This window comes from Polynucleobacter sp. es-GGE-1 (genome assembly GCF_018882005.1).
GTDB lineage: Bacteria > Pseudomonadota > Gammaproteobacteria > Burkholderiales > Burkholderiaceae > Polynucleobacter.
Window position 1 is genome coordinate 13711 of sequence record NZ_JACVPE010000003.1, and the last position, 22798, is coordinate 36508.

The window sequence follows — 22798 nt, forward strand, 5'->3', positions numbered from 1 at the left end:
CATGGCTTTACCCCGTTTTGTACATCTCCGCATTCATTCCGAGTTTTCGATTACGGATGGAGTCGTGCGTATTGATGATGCAGTAGCTGCAGCTGCCAAAGATGAAATGGCTGCCTTGGCTCTCACCGATTTAAGTAATTTATTTGGCCTAGTGCGGTTTTATACAGCCGCTCGCTCTGGTGGTATCAAGCCGATCGCCGGCGCAGATGTTTGGGTGAGCAATTCCCAAGATCCCGATCAGCCTCATCGACTGTTATTACTAGTACAAAACCATTCTGGCTACCTCAATCTTTGTGAGTTACTCAGTAGAGCCTCTTTGGATAATCAATCACGTGGTCGTGCTGAAGTCGATTCAGCTTGGTTTAGTGAACCTGCTGCAAAAGCGGAAGATAAGAAAGCCAATAGAACACTCTCTTACGGATTAATTGCGCTGTCAGGTGCGCGTATGGGTGAGCTTGGTGCCGCATTGTTAGCAGGTCAAGAAGATCAAGCTCAAAGCGTGGCGAGACGTTATGAAAAACTCTTTCCCCAATCGTTTTACATTGAAGTGCAACGCGGTGGTCATCCGCAAGATGAAAAGCAACTTCAGCTGGCATGCCATTTAGCTAGTGAGTTAGATCTACCAGTAGTAGCGACACACCCAGTGCAGTTTATGCAAAAGAGTGACTTTACGGCGCATGAGGCGCGCGTTTGTATTGCTGAGGGTGAGCTGCTGGGTAACCCGCGGCGTCAAAAGAAATTTAACGATCAGCAGTATTTTTTGACGCAAGCAGAGATGGAAAAGCGCTTTGCAGATTTACCAGCAGCTTTGGCGAACTCAGTTGAGATTGCGAAGCGTTGCAACTTATCTCTGGTTCTAGGTCAGCCACGCTTGCCAGATTTTCCGACGCCACCAGGCATCACGTTGGATGAGTATCTTTTAGCGCAATCTGAAGTTGGTCTCAAGCGTCATATGGAGCGCAACTTTCCAGACCCAGAAGAACGGGTTAAGGAGATGTCTCGTTATCACGAGCGCTTAGTTTTTGAGGTCAAGACCATTTCTCAAATGGGCTTTCCTGGTTACTTCTTGATCGTTGCAGACTTTATTAACTGGGCTAAAAACAATGGCGTCCCTGTCGGTCCAGGTCGTGGCTCAGGTGCTGGTTCCTTAGTAGCTTACTCTCTTGGCATTACCGATCTCGATCCACTTCGTTACAACTTACTCTTTGAGCGTTTCTTAAACCCAGAGCGGGTATCGATGCCCGACTTTGATATCGACTTTTGTCAGCACGGTCGTGACCGTGTGATTCAGTACGTGAAAGATAAATACGGTAAGGATGCTGTCAGCCAAATTGCGACTTTTGGCACGATGGCTGCCAGAGCAGCGATTCGCGACGTGGGCCGGGTTTTAGAGCAGGGCTATAACTTTGTTGACGGGATTGCGAAGCTTGTCCCCAATAAGCCAGGTCAATACATGACCATTGAAATAGCAAAAAAGGAAGAGAAGCAATTAGCCGAGCGTGAAAAGAATGAAGACGAGGTCCGTCAATTACTCTCATTGGCGCAGCAACTCGAGGGTATGACGCGTAACGTTGGCATGCATGCTGGTGGTGTTTTGATTGCCCCAGGTCGACTGACAGATTTTTGTCCGCTGTATACCCAAGAGAGCAAAGATCAAGATAGTAGCTCTGTGATTAGCCAATTTGATAAGGATGATGTTGAAGCCATTGGCCTAGTGAAGTTTGACTTCTTAGGTCTTACGACGCTCACTATCTTGGCAGCAGCAGAGCGCTGGATTAAAGCGCTGCATGCTGATCGTAAGGATTGGAGTATTAGCGATATTCAACTCGATGATGAGCGAGCTTTCGACGTATTGAAGCGGGCAAATACGGTTGCCGTATTCCAGCTAGAAAGTCGCGGCATGCAAGGCATGCTGCGCGATGCTAAGCCTGACCGCTTTGAAGACATTATTGCGTTAGTGGCTCTATATCGTCCTGGTCCGATGGATTTGATTCCAGACTTTATTGAGCGTAAGCACGGTCGTCAAAAAGTAGAGTATCCAGATCCGCGTATTGAACCCGTTCTGCGTGAAACCTACGGCATCATGGTGTATCAAGAGCAGGTGATGCAGATGGCACAGATGATCGGTGGCTACTCACTTGGTGGTGCCGATATGCTCCGCCGTGCTATGGGCAAGAAAAAGCCAGAAGAGATGGCACAGCATCGCAAGATCTTTAGTGATGGTGCAAAAGCAGGTGGCATCTCCGAAGGAAAGGCCAACGAGATCTATGACTTGATGGAGCGTTTTGCAGGGTATGGATTTAATAAATCTCATGCTGCTGCCTATGCTCTCTTAGCTTATCAAACTGCTTGGCTCAAAGCCTATTACCCTGCTGAATTCATGGCGGCCAACTTATCGCTCGCGATGGATGACACCGATAAGGTAAAGATTTTGTATGACGATTGTTTGGCAAACCAAATTCGGGTGTTCTCGCCCGACATCAATACGGGTGTCTATGAGTTCACGCCCTTGCGGGCACCCGATGCTGCGCCTGATGCGCCGATCAGTCATATTCGTTATGGCTTAGGAGCGGTTAGGGGTACTGGTGAGGCAGCGATTGAAGCCATTGTCAAAGCACGCGAATCCGATGGACCATTCAAGAACCTGTTTGATTTCTGCGCTCGTGTAGATCGCAGACAAGTGAATCGGCGTGCCATAGAAGCACTGATGCGTGCAGGTGCGTTTGATAGCCTCTATAAAGATTCCCTAGCAGCTGGTGGCAATCTCTATGACATTCGCTCTACCTTGTTGGCTTCTTTGGCAAGAGCGATTGAAGCAGCTGAACAGGCAGAAGCTTCGATTCATCAGGTAAGCTTATTTGAGGTTGCTGGCGAGGATCATCAACATCAGCCTGAGCTGGTACGCGAGCCTATTTGGTCTGAGAAAAAACGTCTCCAAGAAGAAAAAACGGCTTTAGGACTGTGTTTGACTGGTCATATGTTTGATGCCTACCGCGAAGAGACCTCTCATTTCATTCGTCAGCCATTAGCGAAAATTACCGAAGGCAAAGATCAACTGATTGCCGGTATTGTGACATCGGCACGTATGTTGACAGGCCAACGCGGCCGCATGATGATTGCGACGATTGACGATGGTACTGCCGCGCTAGAGGTCACTTTGTATAGCGAGGTCTATGAGCCCAATCGTTCCTGGCTAAAAGAAGATGAGCTCCTGATTGCTAAAGTAAATGTGACGCCAGATAAGTTCTCTGGTGGCCTGCGAATTGTGTCTGAGGCGGTCATGGATATTACTGGGGCGCGAATGCGCTTTGCGCGCAATGTGCATGTATACCTTGATTCAGCGGTAGACATCAGAATGCTGCGTAGCCAAATTGGACCTTACCTCATGGCCAATCGCACCCGAGACCCGAAGCTGGGTGCGCCTGTGCCAAGCCCCAATACAAATGATGGAGTAAAAGGTTTGATGTTGACGGCAGCTGTGACTACAAGTGGTGGTGCTTGCTTAATGCAGTTCCCAGAAGAGATGCGCATTTATCCGGATGACGCCTGCTTGCATAGTCTTAATCAATTGCTGACTTCAAAACAAAAAGACCCTGTGCAAGTTCAGTACCACTAGCCTTTATTTTCTTTCTAAGATCTTTTCTACTACCTCAATGACTTGAGTGGGTTCTAGTAGGTCCAAGCATTCGCTATTGCTATCTGCGCGATCTAAACAACCAGCCTTACGACACGGTACACATTCCCCGGGACCTTGCAAGATAGTGATATTGCCAACCGTTTGTGTGCGAGCGCGTAATTGATAAGGTTGCGCACCAATAAAACCATTGGGCCATGGCCCAAAATTGGTGGGTGGTGTAGCGCCAAATAAAGCAATGGTTGGCGTATTGCAGGCTGCTGCTAAATGGGTGATGGAAGTATCTACTCCAATATACAAACTAGCTGCACGCAATAAAGATCCTGCTTGAGGGATAGATAGTTTGCCCGCAGTATCAATCACCTTTTGGCGAACCTTGGGTTCTAACAAGGATAGGATGTCATGGTTTAGTTGTAAGTCTTGTTTTGCTGGTGAAGCGCTCAGCACCACCTGAAAGCCACGATTGACTATATGAGTAATGAGCTTCTGCCAATAGTCAAGAGGCCAGCGTTTGTAGGCTGTCAGAGGGCCTGGATGAATCACAACATAAGCATGAGTCAGTTCACTGGCAATGACTGGTGTCAAAGCCTCGCCAATAGGTGGTGTGACATTAATCGGGTTTGCAAATAAATCGCTAGGGTTTCTGAAGAATACTTCCAGAAGGCGCAGTTTTTCAGCAATGACATGCTGTGTAAAGTAATCTACCTCAACGGTATGCATCGAAATGAATTTTTTCCAAGCATTTTGCTTATTTGCATTACTTTGCTTGCCTTGAGGATGTCCACCCAAAACGCCTACTCTATGAAATGCAGCAACCAAGCCATATAAGTAAGCACGATCGCCTGGCTGAGTCACAAAGGCGAGGTCATAACGCTGAAAGAGTTGGTTAAACAGTGAGAGGTATTCACCAAACCCAGGTCGGTCAGAGGTTTCAATAATCTGGTCAATATCTGGATTACCCTTGAGCATATCGAGTTTGCTCTTGTATCCCAGAAAATGAAATTCAGCATCGGGCCACAGTTCACGTGCTTTGCTAATTAAAGGTGTTGTGACCAGTACATCGCCAATTTGCCGAGTCGCAATGAATAATACTTTTTTGGGCTTTAGGATGGAGAAGTTGGTCATATGTGGATCGCTTACATTGCCTTTGCCAAAATCTTTTCACGCACCCGCCGCGCATTTTCAGCAGCATTGCTCTGATCATGAATTTGATGAAAGAGATGCAATACTTCGGTAGACCATGATCCTGATTTGCGCTTGATATGATGCCGCTGTAAACGAAATACAAAGTCAGCATCCTCGTGACCCCAGCCGGTCATGGTCTCGTCAAAGCCATCAATTGCTTGCGCATCGGTTTTCCAGCAAGCCATATTGCAACCCTTAATACGACGCCAAACAAATTTTTTATAGTCGCGCCAAGAACCATTGCCGAGTTTGATTTTGAGCGGCCAGTATTTATTAATACCACCATTGAGACGGTACTCCAAAAGCTTGGAGATAAATAGCTTAAAGTCCCAGCGGGAAGTGGCTAGTAACTCTTGTGTTAGTTTTTCATTGAGCAGGACTCGGCTACCAGTAACGAGAAAGCCCGTTTGTGCAAGCTCGCGATGGCGAGCAACAAAATCCGGCTGAACCAGGCAGTCTCCGTCCAAAAAGATGAGGTAATCACCTTTAGCTGCTTCAATCGCTTGGTTGAGAATTTTGGTTTTTCGAAAACCTTGATCTTCTTGCCAAAGGTGCGTTATTGAAAGTGAATGCGTTGATTGAAAGGCGTTAATGATTTGTTTAGTGCTCTCAGTAGACCCATCATCGGCGATGATGATTTCAAAATGATGGTCTGTTTGGGTAGCTAGCGATTCTAGGCAGAGCTTCAGCGCTTGCGGCCAGTTATATGTAGCCAGCAAAATCGAAATCATTTACGCGCTTCCTGATGGAGATGCCAGAGCTTGATGTAGCGGTAATACGTTCCCTGACCATTGGAGATGGCTAAGGCAAATCCTTGACCCCCATCCAAAAATCCAGCGCGAATAATATAAGTACGTATAAATGCCCAGATGCCGTGTATGACTGCTTTTAAGGGACTACTTGTTTTGCCTTGGGCAAACGCTTGCTCAGCAGAGGCTGTGGAATAACGATCCAGTTTTTGCAGCACCTGAGAGTAGTTCATGAAACTGTAGTGCAGCATGGGGTTTTCTAGCTTTGCGACAGCGCCATTGGGAATGAGTCGCTCATGGACTAAGTCATCTGAGAAGCGGGCAGTACCTCGCTTAAAGAGCCGGTCTACGTAATCTGGGCTCCACCCAGAGTGGCGAATGAAGCGGCCGCAGTACCAAGATAGTCTGGAAATGGCAAAACAATTGATCTGGGCGCTATGGTGAACTGCTGTCACAATTTCTGACCTGAGTACAGGGGTGAGTCTTTCATCGGCATCTAGAGACAAAACCCAGTCACCCGTAGCCAAGTCCAAAGCGCGGTTCTTTTGGGGACCAAAACCGGGCCAATCCGAGGGCTGAGCAATCGTCGCGCCATACTTTTGGGCGATTTCTAGGGTGCGGTCAGCGCTGTTGGTGTCGACCACCACAATCTGCTGGGCAATGCCTTCCAGGGAGGCCAGACAGTCGTCTAAATTGGCCGCTTCATTGCGGGTGATGAGTATGACTGATAAGGTGGGCATAATTCATTATATGAATGCTCAAGACCGGACCGCTCTAAATCGCTTAATTACCTATCTTAAGCCCCATATTGGGCTGATTATCGGTTCCTTAGTCGCCATGGCCTTTGTGGCTGCAGCGGAGACCTCGATCCCTGCTTTGATGAAGCCTCTATTGGACCGCGGCTTTACTGGTGGGCTTAATGACAAGCTCTGGCAGATACCCGTCTTTTTGGTTGGATTGGCGCTAGTACGTAGCCTAGCTCAGTTTCTATCGAATTATTTACTCACCCGAGTCATCAATGCGGTCCTTCTCAAACTGCGTGAGCAAATGTTCCAAACCTTGTTGCATGCAAGTACTGCTTTCTTTCAGAAAAATTCAGCCTCCAATTTAATTAATGCCGTTGTTTTTGAAGTAAATAATGTGCTGTCAATTATGGGCGGCATGCTCATTAGCCTGGTGCGCGACTCACTAACTGTAGTGGGATTGATGGGCTACTTGATTTATCTCAATTGGAAACTCACCTTAGTTGTACTCATCATTTTCCCGGTCATTGCTTTGATCATGAGCAAAATTAATCGACGCTTGAGGTCGCTTAATCGCGAGCAACAAAATTTGACGAGTGAGTTGGCCTACATTGTTGAGGAATCTGCTGCTGGCTACAAGATTGTGAAGGTGCACGGCGCCCAAGAATATGAAATGAATCGCTTTTTACAAAAAGCAGAGCGTTTACGCCAATTTGCTTTGAAGTCGGCCGTAGCAGGTGGCTTAAATCAACCCATTACACAGTTAATTGCCTCAATGGCGCTATCGATTGTGCTGGTGATTGCATTGATGCAGTCTTCTACTGAAGGCACTACGGTAGGCGGTTTTGCGGCGTTTATTACCGCAATGATGTTAGTGATTTCTCCTTTAAAGCATTTAGCTGATATCAATCAGCCTTTACAACGCGGTCTCACTGCGGCAGAAATGATTTTCGGCTTAATAGACCAGCCTTTTGAAGAGGCTGAAGATCGCAAACAGAACATGAAGCCTTTGGATAAAGCCAAAGGTGCAATCCGATTTGAGAAGGTGGGTTTCTCATACCAGCAAGAGGCGGGGCATAAAGATGCATTGACCAATATTGATCTCACGATCAAGCCTGGCGAAATTGTTGCGTTTGTTGGACCTTCTGGTGGTGGCAAGTCAACCTTAGTCAACTTACTGCCCCGGTTCTTTAAGCCAACCAGTGGCCATATTTACTTAGACGACTTGCCCTTAGAAGATATTGTGCTGGCGGATGTTCGCAAGCAACTTGCCTTTGTAAGTCAGGATGTCATTTTATTTAATGACACGATTGCTGCCAACGTAGCGTATGGCGCGGCCAGTGAAGAGGGTATTGATCGTGGTCGGGTGATCGAGGCTTTAGAGGCGGCCAACTTGAGTGCCATGATTCGTGAGCTTCCCGAGGGGATTGATTCGATGGTGGGTGATAACGGCAACCGCTTATCTGGCGGCCAACGTCAGCGTTTGGCAATTGCTCGAGCTATCTATAAAAATGCGCCGATTCTGATTTTGGATGAGGCTACTTCTGCCTTGGATTCTGAATCAGAGCGTCAAGTGCAAGATGCTTTAGAAAGATTAATGGCTGGCAGAACTACCTTGGTGATTGCGCATCGTCTCTCCACGATTGAACATGCAGACCGAATTGTCGTTTTAGAGCACGGCAAGATTGTGGAAAACGGCTCACATGAAGAGTTGATCAAGCAAGATGGCCTGTATGCCAACTTACATCGCATTCAATTCTCTAATGCGTAATCTTGCTTAAATAGTCTGGATCCTTAGCTCAGAACGATATCGTATTGTTCTTGGCGGAAGCTACCTTCTGCCTGGAGCGTAATCGGTTTGCCAATGAAATCGCCCAACTGCGCCAAGAATTGATTTTCTTCCTCAAGAAAGAGGTCAATCACGTCTGGTGCCGCTACGATCCGAAATTCTCGCGGATTAAATTGACGATGCTCACGCACAATCTCACGCAAGATCTCATAGCAAATCGTTTGTGCCGTTTTGATTTCACCTTTGCCCATGCAGGTAGCACATGGCTCACAAGTAATATGAGCCAGCGATTCACGAGTACGCTTGCGAGTCATTTCTACCAAGCCTAATGCTGAAAATTCACTTACAGAAGTACGAGCGTGATCACGCTCCAAATTCCGCTTCAGTTCATGCAATACCGATTCTTGATGATCTTTGCCTATCATGTCGATAAAATCAATAATGATGATGCCGCCTAGGTTGCGTAAGCGCAGTTGCCGAGCAATGGCCTGAGCTGCCTCAAGATTGGTTTTAAATACTGTGTCATCCAAATTGCGGGCGCCTACATAGCTACCAGTGTTGACATCAATCGTTGTCATTGATTCTGTTTGATCGATCATCAGGTAGCCACCGGATTTCAGATCAACACGTCGACCTAAGGCTTTATTAATTTCGGCATCGACATCAAATAAATCAAATAGGGCACGTTCGCCACGATGCAAAGTGAGCTTGCCTAATAAGTTAGGCATATATAGGTTGGCGAAGCCTTTGAGCTTCTCAAAATTCTCTGCCGAGTCGACCCGAATTTGAATTGTTTCTTCGCCAGCAACATCGCGCAATACTCGCTCAGCCAAGCTCAGGTCTTGGTAAAGTAAGCTAGGCGCAGATTTGTGCTTCATTGCTTCACGAATACTTTCCCAAGTGGTTCTGAGATAGCGCATGTCATGTTGCAATTCGGTATCTGAAGCATCTTGGGCGCTGGTACGCACGATGATGCCGCCTTTCTCATCTTCAGCCATGAGTCCAGTCAGACGAGTTTTAATTGCTTCACGCTCTTCTGGTTGATCAATTCGTTGGGAGACGCCGATATATTTTTCGGTAGCGGTATCGGTTCCTGCGGGAGGTAAGTAAACTAAATTACGCCCTGCAATACTGAGTTGGGTCGTCAGACGTGCGCCTTTAGTGCCTAAGGGGTCCTTCAAGACTTGGACTAATAAAGTCTGACCTTCAAATAGTAATTTTTCAATTTGGGGCTGCGGATTGCTTTGGGTGATGTCAGCAACGTGCATAAACGCAGTACGCTCCAAACCAATTTCAATGAAAGCAGACTGCATACCTGGTAATACGCGCACAACTTTTGCAAGGTAGATATTTCCAACAATTCCACGTTGACGAGTTCTCTCAATTTGCAGTTCCTGAACCGCACCTTGCTGTATTAAAGCAACCCGCGTCTCTTGCGGAGTGATATTGATGAGTATCTCTTCATTCATATGCAGTTAATTTGAGCGCGTTTGAGTAGTTGAGCAGTTTCATAAAGGGGAAGTCCCATGATACCGCTATAGCTACCCTTGATCGAGGGGATAAAGGCGCTTCCGCCACCTTGAATACCGTAGGCGCCAGCCTTACCAAAAGGTTCTCCGCTGGCAATATAGGTGTTGATTTGCGATTCCGACAGGACGGCAAACTGAACCTCAGATGCTTGCAATAAAAATACCGGTGATTCTTCAGGCGTGATCGTCAGTGCCACCCCAGTGAATACCTCATGGGTTTTACCACTCAACATTCCCAGAATGCGAGTAGCATCGGCAACATCAGAGGGTTTTCCGAGGACTTCACCATCGGGATGATTGGGAAGACTCACCGTGGTGTCTGCACACAAAATTGGCGCCCAAGGTAAGCCACTCTTTTTCCAGCGCTCTAGTGCAACGGCGCTTTTCGCTAAGGTCACTCGCTCTACATAAGCAGGTGCTTTTTCATGAGGGAGGGATATTTCAATGCTTTCAACATCTTCACCTATTTGAGGAAGGAGCATTTCAAAGTGCACCCCTATTTGTTTTAAGAGCTCTTGACGACGTGGACTTTGAGAGGCGAGATAAACAAAAGAATACACAGCATTACTCACGGTGATATGGATGACCTTGAAGAATAGTCCAGGCGCGATAGAGTTGCTCAACCAGTAACACTCTAGCCATCGCATGTGGCAGTGTGAGGCTAGAGAGACGCCACATCGCTTGTGCATGCGTTTTGAGCTTGGCATCTAGACCATCAGCTCCACCAATTAAAAAGGTAATATCAAAACCTTCTTGACGCCAGCTTGCTAACTGAGTAGCTAGATTCTGGGTGGTTTGATCTTTACCGCGCTCATCTAGGGCAATGACGCGTGAGCCCTTTGGAACAGCTGCTAAGATTTTGACTGCTTCTTTTGCTGGGGTGAGATCAGGTTTGATTTCTTTAATCTCAATACTACAATCCGCTGGCATGCGTTTGATGTAGTCTTGAGTTGCCGTTGCAACCCAATCGGGCATCTTGTGACCAACTGAAACAATGGTTAAGCGCATTGGCTAAGTGGCGTGAATAAAAAAATTACTCGTCATCTTCGGATTCGCTTGCTTTAGCTAGGCCTTTGGCACTAGCCAATTTGACGCGCACCGGTTTGGCGCCCCACATACCTTCCAGTTGATAGTAAGAGCGCAACATCGGCTGCAAAATATGAACCACAATATCACCGCAGTCTACGAGCACCCATTCACCAGTCTCTAAGCCTTCGATAGAGATCACTTCACCACCTTTGGCATTGACCTCTTCTTTGACAGACATAGCTAAAGACCGTGTTTGGCGATTGCTGGACCCTGTAGCAATGATGACGCGATCAAATAACTCGCTGAGTTTGGTGGTGTCATAAACGCGAATATCCTGCGCCTTAACATCCTCTAGGGCATCAATAATGACGCGTTGTAATTTACGTAAGTCCATGGTGTCTATGCAATTTTTTTAGTGTTGAGCTTGATCTTAGCTTGATTACTGGTACAAGCCCAGATTTGTAATGATTTCTAGTGTTTGTGATGGAATTTGCTCAGACTCAATAGAGCTTCGAGCAGGTGACTGAAGGCGACTTCTGAGGTCGGTAGAGGAGAGGTCTACTGCAAGACCTTCATCAATGTAGATGAGGCCAGCCGCTTGATTTTCAAGAGCTGCTAGATCAAAAGTTTGGCGGGTATCAAGTAATTCTTGAATTTCAGGGCTCATCTCAGCCATGAGATCATAGTTTGGTCGACTGGCTACGGCGAAATGCATGTACTGAAACAACTCGCGCCAAGCAACCCAGGTTGGTAGGTGAATCAACGAGTCCAATCCAGTCAACCAAATTAAGCTTGCTTGGGAACCAAAGCGTTCACGTAAGGATTTGGCAGTATCAATACTGTAACTCGGACCAGCACGCTCAATCTCTATGCGATCAATACCGACTTTTGTGGGTATCTTTAAATATGAAAGTGCCTTGGCTAAATCAATACCGGCAGCCTCAGTGAGTTGATAACGAATTTCAGCGGTTGTAATGTTCGTGCCCTTCTGCCATGGTTCACCACTGGGTATGAGAAGTAGCTCGTCTAAGTGCAACTTTTTTGCAAAATGACTCGCTAATCTGAGATGCCCTATATGGGGTGGATCAAAGGTGCCACCCAGGATGCCAATTTTTTTACGAGCGCTCAAGCTAACCAATCACGTGGTTTGAGGTAATAGTCATACAGCTTAGCTTCTGGTGTCCCAGGCTTGGGATGATAGTTGTACCACCACTGCACTACTGGGGGCATGGACATCAAGATGGATTCGGTGCGACCACCCGAGTGCAAGCCAAAAATCGTACCGCGATCAAAGATGAGGTTGTATTCCACATAGCGACCACGTCGGTACTCTTGGAATGCTTTTTCTTCAGCGGTAAAGGTATCTTGATAGCGGCGTTCAACGATTGGCAGGTAAGCGTTAATAAAGGCATCACCTACTGCACGGGTCATTGCAAAACTTTTCTCAAAGCCCAGTTCGTTGAAATCATCAAAGAAAACGCCACCAATGCCACGGGGTTCTTCACGATGCTTCAAGTAAAAATACTCATCACACCACTTTTTAAGGCGAGGGTAGAGCTCTGCTCCGAATGGATCAAGAGCATCTTTTGCGGTTTGATGAAAGTGTTTGCAATCCCCATCAACGCCGTAGTAGGGTGTGAGATCAAAGCCGCCACCAAACCACCAGACGGGTTCTTGATCTGGGGCTTGCGCAATAAAGCAGCGCACATTCATATGGGTGGTTGGAACCTTGGGATTATTAGGATGGAAGACTACTGATACTCCCATCGCTTCAAAGCTGCGACCAGCTACTTCGGGACGGTGATGCGAAGCTGAGGGTGGCATTTGATCACCTCGAACATGAGAGAAGCCAACACCACCCTTTTCGAGGATATTCCCACCATCTAGAGTACAGGTGCGACCATAACCTTTGAGCTTGCTATCTTCAGGTTTATGCCATTCGTCTGCAGCGAAGGCTTTGCCATCTAATGCACTCATGGCATTGGTGATGCGATCTTGTAGCCCTAAGAAATAATCTTTTAAGACAGCGATATCAATTTGAGTATGTTGAGTTGACAAAGGTGCTCTTACTTTCATTTAAGTGCGCGATAGCCGATATCTTTGCGATATTGCATGCCATCAAATTGGATTTGATTAATTGCATCGTAAGCTTTTTGTTGGGCGCCGCGAACAGTATCCGCCAAGCCGACCACGCAGAGCACCCGTCCACCAGACGTCACTACTTTGCCATCTTGTAGTTTGGTGCCAGCGTGAAAGGTGATTTGATCTTCAGTGTCAACCGGAATACCGGTAATGACATCGCCATTACGAGGCGTGTCTGGATAGTTATGGGCAGCAAGTACTACTCCCAAAGCAGTGCGACGATCCCACTCAAGTTCTATTTCATTCAACTTGCCATCTACTGCGTGATCAAGAGCATTTACGAGATTGCTGCGTAAGCGCGCCATGATCGGTTGGGTTTCTGGATCACCCATGCGGCAATTGAATTCCAGTGTTTTGATTTTGCCGTCTGGAGTAATCATCAGGCCTGCATAAAGAAAGCCGGTGTAAGGCAAGCCATCTGCCTCCATACCTTTAACAGTGGGCATGATCACTTCACGCAATGCCCGTGCATGAATTTCTGGGGTCACAACAGGCGCAGGAGAGTAAGCACCCATGCCGCCAGTATTGGGGCCTTGGTCACCATCTAATAAGCGCTTGTGATCTTGACTGGTTGCCAGCGCAAGAACATGTTTACCATCTACGAGAACGATAAAGCTGGCTTCTTCACCGGTGAGGAATTCTTCAATGACAACGCGGGCACCGGCATTGCCGAGTTTGTTATCGGCGAGCATCATCTCCACTGCAGCATGAGCCTCTTCTAAGCTCATGGCTACTACAACACCTTTGCCAGCAGCCAAGCCATCAGCTTTAATCACAATCGGTGCACCCTTAGCGTCAATGTAAGCATGAGCTTCTAGAGTGCTAGAAAATGTTTGGTAATCAGCCGTGGGAATGCCGTGACGTTTCATGAATGCTTTAGAAAAGTCTTTAGAGGATTCCAATTGAGCGGCCAGTTGAGTTGGTCCAAAAATACGTAAGCCATGATTGCGGAAGACATCCACAATTCCTGCGGCTAATGGGGCTTCAGGACCAACAACCGTCAGGTGAATATTTTCACGTTTCGCAAAATCAGCCAGCTCTTCTAATCCGGTAATCGGTAAATTCTCAATGCCAACAGCGGTTTGCTTGGCGGTTGCAGTACCACCGTTACCTGGCGCCACATACACTTTTTGCACTCGAGGAGATTGCGCCAGTTTCCAGGCTAAGGCGTGTTCGCGTCCACCAGATCCAACGAGAAGAATTTTCATAATAGAAGAGTTAGTAAGAGTTTAAAGAGCAGCGTTGGTAAAGACTTCTTGTACGTCATCTAAGTTTTCAAGTGCATCCAGCAATTTTTGCATGCTCTCCGCTTGATCACCTTCCAACGCAATCTCTGTTTCTGGTCTCATGGCAACAGTCGCTAATTCGGCTTTTAATCCTGCTTGAGAAAGCGCATCTTGCACTTTAGGAAAATCTGGCACGGGAGTTAATACCTCAAGTGATCCATCATCGTGAGTGATCACATCATCAGCACCCGCATCTAAGGCAACTTCCATCAGTTGATCTTCGCTAGTGCCGGGGGCGAATAACATTTGACCGCAGTGCTTAAATAGAAAGGCAACTGAACCTTCAGTTCCCATATTGCCGCCATTTTTATTGAAAGCATGGCGCACTTCTGCAACGGTGCGAGTGCGGTTATCGGTGAGGCAATCAACAATCACTGCTGCACCATTCATGCCGTAACCTTCATAACGAATCTCTTCGTAGCTCACTCCCTCTAAAGAGCCGGTGCCGCGCTGAATAGCTCGTTGCACATTGTCATTCGGCATGTTGGAATCTTTAGCCTTGTCAATCGCTAAACGTAAGCGAGGGTTAGCTGTCAGATCGCCGCCGCCTAATTTGGCAGCAACAGTAATTTCCTTGATGAGTTTGGTCCAAATCTTGCCGCGTTTTTCGTCTTGACGACCTTTGCGGTGCTGAATATTGGCCCACTTCGAGTGGCCGGCCATACGGGTAATTCCTTTTAATAATTTGGCTATAAGTCTCTATTTTAAGGGGTTCTATGCCCAAGGTAGGCGGCAACTAGGCAATTTTTGTTACACTCTCATGTCTTAGCAGTAACAAAGCATCAAATTGCGCAGAATTTCCACTGCAAACACCTGCCTCGGTGATGGAATTGGTAGACGTGCCGGACTCAAAATCCGGTGCCGCAAGGCGTGGCGGTTCGAGTCCGCCCCGAGGCACCATTTAACGGTCAATCAAGCCGTCAAATTTCTCCAAGCACTATATTTCGTAAGTTTCGGCTTTCTCGCTCATTGCTTGCTCAACAATTTTCTTGGTGAGCGTGGGCGAGAAAAGTTCAATGAAGGTATACACAAAAGATCTTAGGTATGCACCTTGTTTAACTCCAATGTGCGTGACGTTATTACCGAACAAATGACCTACGGGAATCACTTTGAGGTTGCGATCTCTTTCAGAGTCGTAGGCATGACCAGCAACAATGCCAATACCCATACCGGCTTCAACATAAGTTTTAATCACGTCAGCATCAATTGCTTCTAAGATGATGTCGGGTGTAATACTGCGTTGAGCAAAGGCCGCATCAATTTTGCTGCGGCCTGCAAATGCTTTGTCGTAAGTGATGATCGGATATTTCGCAATCTCTTCTAAAGTGACTGTTGCTTGATTTAGTAGCGGGTGACTCAATGGCACCATAACGACGTGCTGCCATTGGTAACCCGGTAGAGCGAGGACGCCAGGTGTATTGGCTATTCCTTCAGTAGCAATGGCGATATCAGCACGGTCATGACTTAGTAGCTCCGCAATCTGCCCAGGGCTACCTTGTTGAATACTGACGCGTACTTTTGGAAAGCGCTTAGTAAATTCAGTCAGCACTTTAGGGAGTGCATAACGAGCCTGGGTATGGGTGGTGGCAATCACAAAGTTGCCTTGGTCTTGACTGGCAAAATCCTCGCCAACTCGCTTTAGTGTTTCCACTTCATCGAGGATTCGTTCTACCGAGCTTAGAATACGCTTGCCAGGCTCAGTGAGTGAGCGAATACGCTTGCCGTGGCGACGAAAGATCTCCACACCCAATTCATCTTCTAGTTCGATGATGGCCTTCGATACGCCAGGCTGAGAAGTGAAGAGTGCTTTGGCGGCAGTGGTGAGATTGAAGTTTTGCCTAACCGCTTCGCGGACAAAACGAAATTGATGAAGGTTCATATAAGACTCCTATCTATATATCTAAAGAGATATAGGAATCTGATTCTATATGAATTTTTGGTCTTAGGCTTTAGAAACCCAACGCAAAGCAAGGAGTGCTAATAGAAAGTAGAACATGGGCGGAATTAAGGCCGTCAAGAAGGTCGGCCATGCGCTTAACAAACCGACGTTGGAGAAAAGAGAATTAAATAGCTGGAAGCTCATCCCTAGCATGATTCCGCCAAACACTTTAATACCAACGCTGCCTGCACGTACTTTTAAGTAAGCAAACGGGAGGGCTAGAGCCAGCATCACAAAAATGGTGAATGGGTAAACTACTTTTTTCCAAAAGGCAATGGCGTGACGTTGTATATCTTGCTTGTTATCTTGTAGGTGAATAATGAAACGACCTAAACTGACAATCGACATTTTTTCAGGGCTGATCAAGAGTACGTTCAAAATTTGTGGCGTGACCTCAGACTCTAAAGTCAGAGTAGGGTGGGTAAATGTCCTCGAAGAAAAAACGGGGTTGAGAGGATCGGTCTGTTTGATTTCTTTGAAGCGTGTTTCGGTCACATCTTTTAATGCCCAAATTCCAGCTTCATCGAAATGACCCGATGGGGCGCTCCGAATCGATAGCAGATTGTAGTTATCGTTAAATTCATACATCCGAATATCACGAATCTCATTGTCTTTATCGACCTTACCCACATTCACATAGCGCACACCTGGTCGAACGGGACCGCTACCGTCCTCATCTCTGAGGCGATCTTTCACCCAAACGCCAGTCTTAAATTGTGCTGAGTAGCTAGTGCCTAAAGCCTTCATGCGAATTTGTTCTGACTTGCTTTCTGCATAAGGGCCGGTCCACTCACTCATGATGAGGGTTAGGAGCACCAGGGGTAATGAAATTTTGGTAAGTGTAATGAGGCCATGCTTGACATCAAGTCCTGCGATACGCAAGATGGTGAACTCAGATTGACTGGCTAGCATGGCAAATACATAAATGCTGCCAATCAAACCTGCAATTGGAATAATTTCAGAAATGCGGCTCGGCGCCTTCAGTAATACATGGAGCAATGCGATTGGTAGGGTATAGCCACCTTGCACAGAGCCTAGCTCGCTCAAGATGTCAAAGAATAAGAAGAGGGCAACTAAGGCAAATAAGATGAAGCCAAAGGCCGCATAGATCTGCTTAGCTAAATAACGCTCATAAATATACGGAAAGAGCAGTTTCATTTGTGAGAAAAGGATGCGGGAAGTTGACGACGCCACCACCGAATGGATGGATTAATACGATTACGTATCAGTACAAATGCAATCAAAAATGCTAAAAGATGAATAGGCCAAATTCCGACAAACACACTGAACTTCCCTTGTGCAACAAAGTTTTGCGTGAGATTCAGTAGGTTGCTATAAATCAAATAAATAAGGACCGCATAAAACATCGCAGTGTAATTGCCTAAGCGGGGATTGACATACGCTAGTGGGATGGCAATCAGAACCAAGCCCAGAGCCATCAGTGGCAAACCTAGGCGCCAAAGGAGCTCTGCGCGATTGGCATTAAATGCTGTTGGATTATTGTCGTTCAGTAACTCGGAAACCGTTTTTTCTCGATCACGTGGGGCTGGCGCCAATGCTTCTTTGCTTCGGATCTTGGTGGTGTAGTCATTGAACTCTAGGATTCTAAAATCAGGTGCAGTAGGCTGCCCTTCATAGCGTCGCCCATTATGCAAAACAATGGATTTTTCTCCGCCTTCGGCGTTTTGAATATAGCCAGTGGAAGCGACTGCAATACTGAGGCGCCCATTTTTATGGTCAGCTACGAATATATTTTTCACTTCACTTTTATCAACATCAAGCTCTTCAATAAAAAAGACGCGTTCTGCTCTGGCAGATTCTTTAAATTGGCCAGAAGTCACCATCGATACATCATCACGTTGCTGAAAGCGCTGGCTAATGAGGGTGGTTTCTCGATTAGCCCAAGGCCACACAAAAAGAGCCAGCAAGGCAATAATGATGATGAGTGGAGTAGCAAATTGCAAAATAGGGCGGATCAAGTTACTGATGCTTAATCCACTAGCAAACCAAACGATCATTTCAGAATCTTTGTACCAGCGCACTAAAACAATCAGTATGGCAACAAAGAGTGATACGGTTAATAAAACGGCAAGATAGCCTAGAGTAGCCAAAGAAATGAGAACGATGGCATCTTCAGGATTAACGGAACCATTGGCTGCATATCCCAAAATTCGAATCACCAAAGTGGTGACCATGATGGTGACCAAGACCAAAAAGACTCCGCCTGTAGTAAAGCTAAGTTCGCGGCGAAGGACTTCTTTAAAAATCATGAATGGTAATGGATGGGTCTGAACGTAGTTCTGGGGGTATATGAAAAGCCAAAAGGACTTATTTTGATGTGGGAAAAATAGGTTAATCTCATGTCGGAGGATAATGGATAAACATCCTAGATTTCTATCTTTCGCCCTTGAATCGACCTAAAAATACTGCAATAGATTATGACAATTCAATTTAGCACCAAAATTTTCCCCCAAGCTGACCTGCAGAGTGCAAAACTGCTCAAACCGAGCCTCAAAACAATGCTGGCTCAAACTACAGATTGCCTCGTTTTGGGTTATTCCAAAGCTGACTTTGAAGGATTTGCGGGTAGTAAAGGTACCAAGGCTAAGGTCGGCGTTTTGGCGGAGTTAGATCTGTTCTTGGGCGGTTCAGTTAGTCACGCCAACGTTTTGGGCGATTTAGATAGCAAACAAGCCTCAGTTTGTATATTGAGAGCGGATAAATCTTGGTCTGCGAATGCAGTCAAAGCTAAGCGGGTGTTATTGCTCGGCATGGGTGATCTGCGCTTAACCGCCGATCAAAGTTTGACGGCTTATTCCAAAGTGGCACGCGCAGGATTAAAGGCATTGAGTGGCGGCTCAATTGAAAATGCAATTTGGTTTGCTCCGAGTTTTACGCTCTCTAAAACATCCGAGAAGATTGCGCAAGAAGTACGGCTCACTATTCAATATGCTGGCGATCAGGCTTATCGTTTCGGTGTGCGCCAACCGGCGATGAAATTTAAGGCGAAAGATAAGGCTGATACTTTTAAGCATTTGATCTTTGCAGGCAACAATGCTTGCGCCAAAGAATTAAAACTAGCGATTGAGCAGGGTGGTGCGATGGTTGAGGGGATGAATCTCGCCAAGGACTTGGGCAACCTTCCTCCTAATATTTGCACCCCAACTTATTTAGGTAAGACTGTACAGGGCTTGGCTAAAAAGACCGCCCTGAAGGTTGAAGTGTTAGGACTCAAACAAATTGAAGCTTTGGGCATGGGTTCATTTTTATCTGTTGCTAAGGGTTCTGAAACCCCGCCGCAATTTATCGTGATGCGTCACCAAGGAGGCAAAACTGGAGAGGCTCCAATTGTCTTGGTTGGTAAAGGCATTACCTTTGATACGGGCGGCATTTCTCTGAAGCCTGGCGAAGCGATGGATGAGATGAAGTACGACATGTGTGGTGCCGCATCGGTTATTGGCACCTTGTATTCCGCCGCACTGATGAAGCTCAAGAAGAATGTGATTGGCGTAGTGCCTACCTGTGAAAATATGCCATCCGGTAGAGCAACACGTCCAGGAGATATTGTGAAGAGCATGTCAGGTCAAACCATTGAGATTCTCAATACTGATGCTGAAGGCCGTTTGATATTGTGTGACGCACTAACTTATGTTGAGCGTTTTAAACCTAAGGCTGTAATTGATGTAGCAACCTTAACAGGCGCCTGCGTCATTGCGTTGGGACATGTGCATAGCGGCGTGTTTTCTGATGATGAAGTCTTGGTAGATGCTCTGACTAAAGCGGGTAAAGATTCCTTAGATACGGTATGGCGCTTACCTTTAGATGCTGCTTATCATGAGCAACTCAAATCCAATTTTGCGGATGTTGCCAATATTGGTGGACGCCCTGCAGGAAGTGTCACCGCAGCCTGCTTCTTATCGCGCTTTACTGAGAAGTACAAATGGGCTCACTTGGATATCGCTGGAACTGCATGGAAGAGTGGTGCTGCCAAAGGTTCAACCGGTCGTCCAGTCCCTCTCTTGGTGAATTTCTTGCTTGCGCAAAAGTAAGTTAGCCAATTTATATGGCGCGCATTGATTTTCATAGTAATGTAAGTGACAAGCTGGAATATGCCTGTCGCTTGACCCGCAAAATCTGGAGCGCCACACCAGAGGGCCAGCCGGTTCGACAGATTGTGATTGTCGGTGAAAAAGGGGATCTACAGAAGCTGGATGATTTGCTTTGGACTTTCAGTAGCGCTGACTTTTTGCCGCATTGTTATATTGACGATGAAGCCGCTGCAGAGACACCCATCATTCTCACAGATAACTTTGCTTCACCTTATCTAAGCGCTATTCCCCATGCTGACGTCATGATTCATTTGGGTATGCGCATGCCGCAAGATGTGTCGGCTTTAGTTGAGCGCTTTCCGCGGATTGTGGAAGTCGTAACAGTGAATGAAGCGGAGCGTTTAGCAGGGCGCGAGCGCTTCAAGGCCTATCGTGAATTAGGTCATGAGCTCCATAACTTTGATCAATCCAAGAGTTAATTTCCATTTTTCATGTTGATCCATCCACAGTTTGATCCGGCAGCACTGCGTATTGGATCCTTTGCGATTCACTGGTATGGCTTGATGTATCTCATGGCCTTTGCGCAATTTCTGTTGCTAGGTCGTTTACGCATTCGTACTCCTCGTTATCAGGCTTTGGGCTGGACCTATAAAGACCTAGAAGATTTATTATTTGCAGGTGTATTGGGTGTAGTGCTTGGAGGTCGCTTGGGGTATACCCTTTTTTACATGCCTAGCTTTTACCTTGCCAACCCATTGAGTATTTTGAAAATCTGGGAAGGTGGCATGTCTTTCCATGGCGGTCTCTTGGGTGTTCTGGTGGCCTTATGGTGGTTTGCAAAGAAACGTCAGACGACTTTTTTTGTAGTGAGTGATTTGGTGGCACCTTTGGTTCCCTTTGGATTGGCATTTGGGCGCTTAGGTAATTTTATTAATGGCGAGTTGTGGGGTAGACCAACCGATCTTCCTTGGGCAATGGTTTTTCCCTTGGTGGATTCCATTCCACGTCATCCATCACAAATTTATCAATTGCTGGGTGAAGGTGTTTTACTCGGAATTATTCTTTGGATGTATGCAAGTAAGCCTCGCCGGATTGGACAGATATCCGGATTATTTTTACTAGGCTATGGAGTCTGTCGTTTCTTGGCTGAGTATGCTCGTGAGCCCGATGCTTTCTTGGGGCTCTTGGGCCTTGGCCTATCGATGGGTCAGTGGCTCTGCATACCAATGATGATCTTTGGCACCTACTTGCTACGCCGTCATTCGGCCCCCCTTATTTCTTAAGGGCTTCATCATATTGAGAATCCCTTTATCATTATTAGAAATTTAATGAAAATGCAGTTGATTTAATTGATTCATCCAGTAAGAAGCACTACATGGTTTATTGGATTTATTCACTGTTTTAATAGATAGGCTCCCATGCTGGAAAAGTTAGCAAAAGCGCGTTATTTTTCGCGTGTCACTGGTGCAGTAAACCGCCTCATTTCTGAGAGAGGCGAGTCTAATGCTGTAAGCATGGCGGATGATGTCATCAATAACTATCGAAAGCTTTCCAAAGATCAGCATTTGAAGTTTTTCACTTTCTTGTTTGAAAAACTCAACCCAGATCCTGCTGCGGTGATGAGTGCAGCGCAAAACTTTTCTGCTGAAGCTAGCGCGCGTAATTACATCAAACTGCAGCGTGTTACTGAGCCTCCAAGGCAAGAATTATTTCGTCGCCTCAATCGCGCAAGCAATGGCACTGCAGCATTGGTAGGCATGCGGCGTGATTTATTGCAGCTACTAGAAAAGCAACCTGAACTCACAGCAGTTGATTTCGATTTACGCCACTTACTGTCTTCCTGGTTCAATCCTGGCTTTTTGAAGATGCATCGAGTGGATTGGAAATCCCCTGCTGAAGTCTTGGAGAAATTAATTCAACATGAAGCAGTGCATGCCATTGATGGTTGGGATGATCTACGCAGACGTTTGCAGCCTGATCGCCGTTGCTTTGCCTTTTTTCATCCGCAATTGCCTAATGAGCCACTGATTTTTGTTGAAGTAGCTTTGCTGCCTGAGATTCCCGCAGTGATTACTCCCCTAGTTGATAAGAAGGCGGAGACTGTTCATCAAAACTCCCAATACAAAGTCGCTGCGTTTTATTCTATTAGTAACTGCGAGCCTGGCCTGCGTGGCGTTTCGATGGGTAACTTTTTGATCAAGCGTGTTGCTGAGCAGTTGCATGCAGAGTTCCCTGGTCTGAAGACTTTTGTGACTCTCTCTCCCATTCCTGGATTTATTGATTGGGTTGTTGCGGGTGCAGATATCGGTGGCGACAAAACAGGAGTGCAATTAAAGCCAGCTATTCGTACTGCTCGGGAGCAAGCCCTGAATACGATGGGTCTTTCTAATCAGTCTTGGACTGAACGACTAGGTGCGGGATGGCATCCCGATAATGCGAGTGAAAAAGAAAAATCAGCCTTGCTTTGTCTGGCAAGTATTTATCTTGGCCTAGGGTCTGCTGGCAGAAATGGCAACCCAGTAGCCAAGTTTCATTTGGGAAATGGTGCGAAGTTGCATCAAATTAACTGGGCGGCTGATCTTTCTCGCAAGGGATTACGACAGTCAGCAGCCCTGATGGTGAATTATTTGTACGATTTATCCTCAGTTGAGGAGAATCATGAGCGATTTACGCAGGGTGAGATTGATTACTCCCGTGCGGTAGGTCGTTTAATGCAGCCTTAGA

General features: G+C 46.5%; 19 protein-coding genes, 1 tRNA gene and 1 pseudogene. 7 read left to right on the forward strand and 14 right to left on the reverse strand.

Annotated features, from left to right (window positions below):
* The first annotated feature begins 1 nt into the window (after window position 1).
* On the forward strand, window positions 2-3616 hold the full coding sequence (gene dnaE / locus ICN35_RS02200; RefSeq protein ID WP_216123926.1) for a DNA polymerase III subunit alpha: 3615 nt from the start codon (window positions 2-4) through the stop codon (window positions 3614-3616).
* A 3-nt stretch (window positions 3617-3619) separates the two neighbouring features.
* Here the strand turns inward: dnaE and ICN35_RS02205 are convergent, their stop codons facing one another.
* The 3 genes from ICN35_RS02205 to ICN35_RS02215 are packed head-to-tail and all read right to left on the reverse strand — an operon-like array spanning window position 3620 to window position 6308.
* Entirely contained in the window at window positions 3620-4759 is a 1140-nt protein-coding gene (locus ICN35_RS02205) for a glycosyltransferase family 9 protein (RefSeq protein WP_216123928.1), read from the reverse strand.
* An 11-nt stretch (window positions 4760-4770) separates the two neighbouring features.
* Complete coding sequence (locus ICN35_RS02210) at window positions 4771-5550, reverse strand: glycosyltransferase family 2 protein (RefSeq protein WP_216123930.1); 780 nt, start codon at window positions 5548-5550, stop codon at window positions 4771-4773.
* Window positions 5547-6308 (reverse strand): glycosyltransferase family 2 protein, encoded by a 762-nt coding sequence (locus ICN35_RS02215; protein WP_216123932.1) that lies wholly within the window; start codon window positions 6306-6308, stop codon window positions 5547-5549. The genes ICN35_RS02210 and ICN35_RS02215 overlap by 4 nt, the downstream gene beginning before the upstream one ends.
* Window positions 6309-6318: 10 nt before the next feature.
* Between ICN35_RS02215 and msbA the strand changes: the two genes are divergently transcribed.
* Window positions 6319-8082, forward strand: a complete 1764-nt coding sequence (gene msbA, locus ICN35_RS02220; protein WP_216123934.1) for a lipid A export permease/ATP-binding protein MsbA — start codon at window positions 6319-6321, stop codon at window positions 8080-8082.
* A gap of 23 nt (window positions 8083-8105) precedes the next feature.
* Here the strand turns inward: msbA and rng are convergent, their stop codons facing one another.
* The 8 genes and pseudogenes from rng to ICN35_RS02260 all read right to left on the reverse strand — a co-directional run bounded on the left by rng (window position 8106) and on the right by ICN35_RS02260 (window position 14749).
* A complete protein-coding gene (rng, locus tag ICN35_RS02225; protein ID WP_216123935.1) occupies window positions 8106-9569 on the reverse strand; it encodes a ribonuclease G in 1464 nt (487 codons plus the stop codon).
* Complete coding sequence (locus ICN35_RS02230; protein WP_370625652.1) at window positions 9566-10201, reverse strand: nucleoside triphosphate pyrophosphatase; 636 nt, start codon at window positions 10199-10201, stop codon at window positions 9566-9568. Before ICN35_RS02230 ends, rng begins: the two co-directional genes overlap by 4 nt.
* The gene (rlmH, locus tag ICN35_RS02235) at window positions 10194-10637 is read right to left on the reverse strand and encodes a 23S rRNA (pseudouridine(1915)-N(3))-methyltransferase RlmH (RefSeq protein ID WP_216123937.1); all 444 of its coding nucleotides are present in this window, start codon (window positions 10635-10637) and stop codon (window positions 10194-10196) included. The genes ICN35_RS02230 and rlmH overlap by 8 nt, the downstream gene beginning before the upstream one ends.
* Before the next feature lie 28 nt (window positions 10638-10665).
* A pseudogene (gene rsfS / locus ICN35_RS02240) lies at window positions 10666-11052 on the reverse strand (ribosome silencing factor); the annotation flags it as partial.
* Window positions 11053-11097: 45 nt separating this feature from the next.
* A complete protein-coding gene (locus ICN35_RS02245; RefSeq protein ID WP_216123939.1) occupies window positions 11098-11787 on the reverse strand; it encodes a nicotinate-nucleotide adenylyltransferase in 690 nt (229 codons plus the stop codon).
* Window positions 11784-12635 (reverse strand): oxygen-dependent coproporphyrinogen oxidase, encoded by an 852-nt coding sequence (gene hemF / locus ICN35_RS02250; RefSeq protein ID WP_255535688.1) that lies wholly within the window; start codon window positions 12633-12635, stop codon window positions 11784-11786. Before hemF ends, ICN35_RS02245 begins: the two co-directional genes overlap by 4 nt.
* A gap of 95 nt (window positions 12636-12730) precedes the next feature.
* Entirely contained in the window at window positions 12731-14008 is a 1278-nt protein-coding gene (gene purD / locus ICN35_RS02255) for a phosphoribosylamine--glycine ligase (RefSeq protein WP_216123948.1), read from the reverse strand.
* 21 nt (window positions 14009-14029) lie between these two features.
* Window positions 14030-14749 carry a YebC/PmpR family DNA-binding transcriptional regulator gene (locus tag ICN35_RS02260; RefSeq protein WP_215296600.1) on the reverse strand — a complete coding sequence of 240 codons (720 nt, stop codon included), beginning with the start codon at window positions 14747-14749 and terminating at the stop codon, window positions 14030-14032.
* Window positions 14750-14901: 152 nt separating this feature from the next.
* Here ICN35_RS02260 and ICN35_RS02265 point away from each other — a divergent pair.
* Window positions 14902-14986: transfer RNA gene (locus ICN35_RS02265), tRNA-Leu, on the forward strand.
* Between the two features lie 37 nt (window positions 14987-15023).
* Here ICN35_RS02265 and ICN35_RS02270 read toward each other — a convergent pair.
* The 3 genes from ICN35_RS02270 to lptF all read right to left on the reverse strand — a co-directional run bounded on the left by ICN35_RS02270 (window position 15024) and on the right by lptF (window position 18295).
* Entirely contained in the window at window positions 15024-15965 is a 942-nt protein-coding gene (locus ICN35_RS02270) for a CysB family HTH-type transcriptional regulator (protein ID WP_215296601.1), read from the reverse strand.
* A 63-nt stretch (window positions 15966-16028) separates the two neighbouring features.
* Entirely contained in the window at window positions 16029-17183 is a 1155-nt protein-coding gene (gene lptG / locus ICN35_RS02275) for an LPS export ABC transporter permease LptG (RefSeq protein WP_216123950.1), read from the reverse strand.
* On the reverse strand, window positions 17180-18295 hold the full coding sequence (lptF, locus tag ICN35_RS02280; RefSeq protein ID WP_216123952.1) for an LPS export ABC transporter permease LptF: 1116 nt from the start codon (window positions 18293-18295) through the stop codon (window positions 17180-17182). The genes lptG and lptF overlap by 4 nt, the downstream gene beginning before the upstream one ends.
* Window positions 18296-18469: 174 nt before the next feature.
* On the opposite strand from lptF, the gene ICN35_RS02285 reads away from it, so the two are divergent.
* The 4 genes from ICN35_RS02285 (at window position 18470) to ICN35_RS02300 (ending at window position 22797) form a co-directional block, all read left to right on the forward strand.
* The gene (locus ICN35_RS02285) at window positions 18470-20074 is read left to right on the forward strand and encodes a leucyl aminopeptidase (RefSeq protein ID WP_370625653.1); all 1605 of its coding nucleotides are present in this window, start codon (window positions 18470-18472) and stop codon (window positions 20072-20074) included.
* A 14-nt stretch (window positions 20075-20088) separates the two neighbouring features.
* Window positions 20089-20553 carry a DNA polymerase III subunit chi gene (locus tag ICN35_RS02290; protein ID WP_216123954.1) on the forward strand — a complete coding sequence of 155 codons (465 nt, stop codon included), beginning with the start codon at window positions 20089-20091 and terminating at the stop codon, window positions 20551-20553.
* 12 nt (window positions 20554-20565) lie between these two features.
* Window positions 20566-21357: a prolipoprotein diacylglyceryl transferase gene (lgt, locus tag ICN35_RS02295; RefSeq protein WP_215296605.1), complete on the forward strand. Its 792-nt coding sequence runs from the start codon at window positions 20566-20568 to the stop codon at window positions 21355-21357.
* A 135-nt stretch (window positions 21358-21492) separates the two neighbouring features.
* Window positions 21493-22797, forward strand: coding sequence for a malonyl-CoA decarboxylase domain-containing protein (locus ICN35_RS02300; protein ID WP_216123956.1), 1305 nt, complete (start codon window positions 21493-21495; stop codon window positions 22795-22797).
* The last annotated feature ends 1 nt before the right edge of the window (window position 22798 follow it).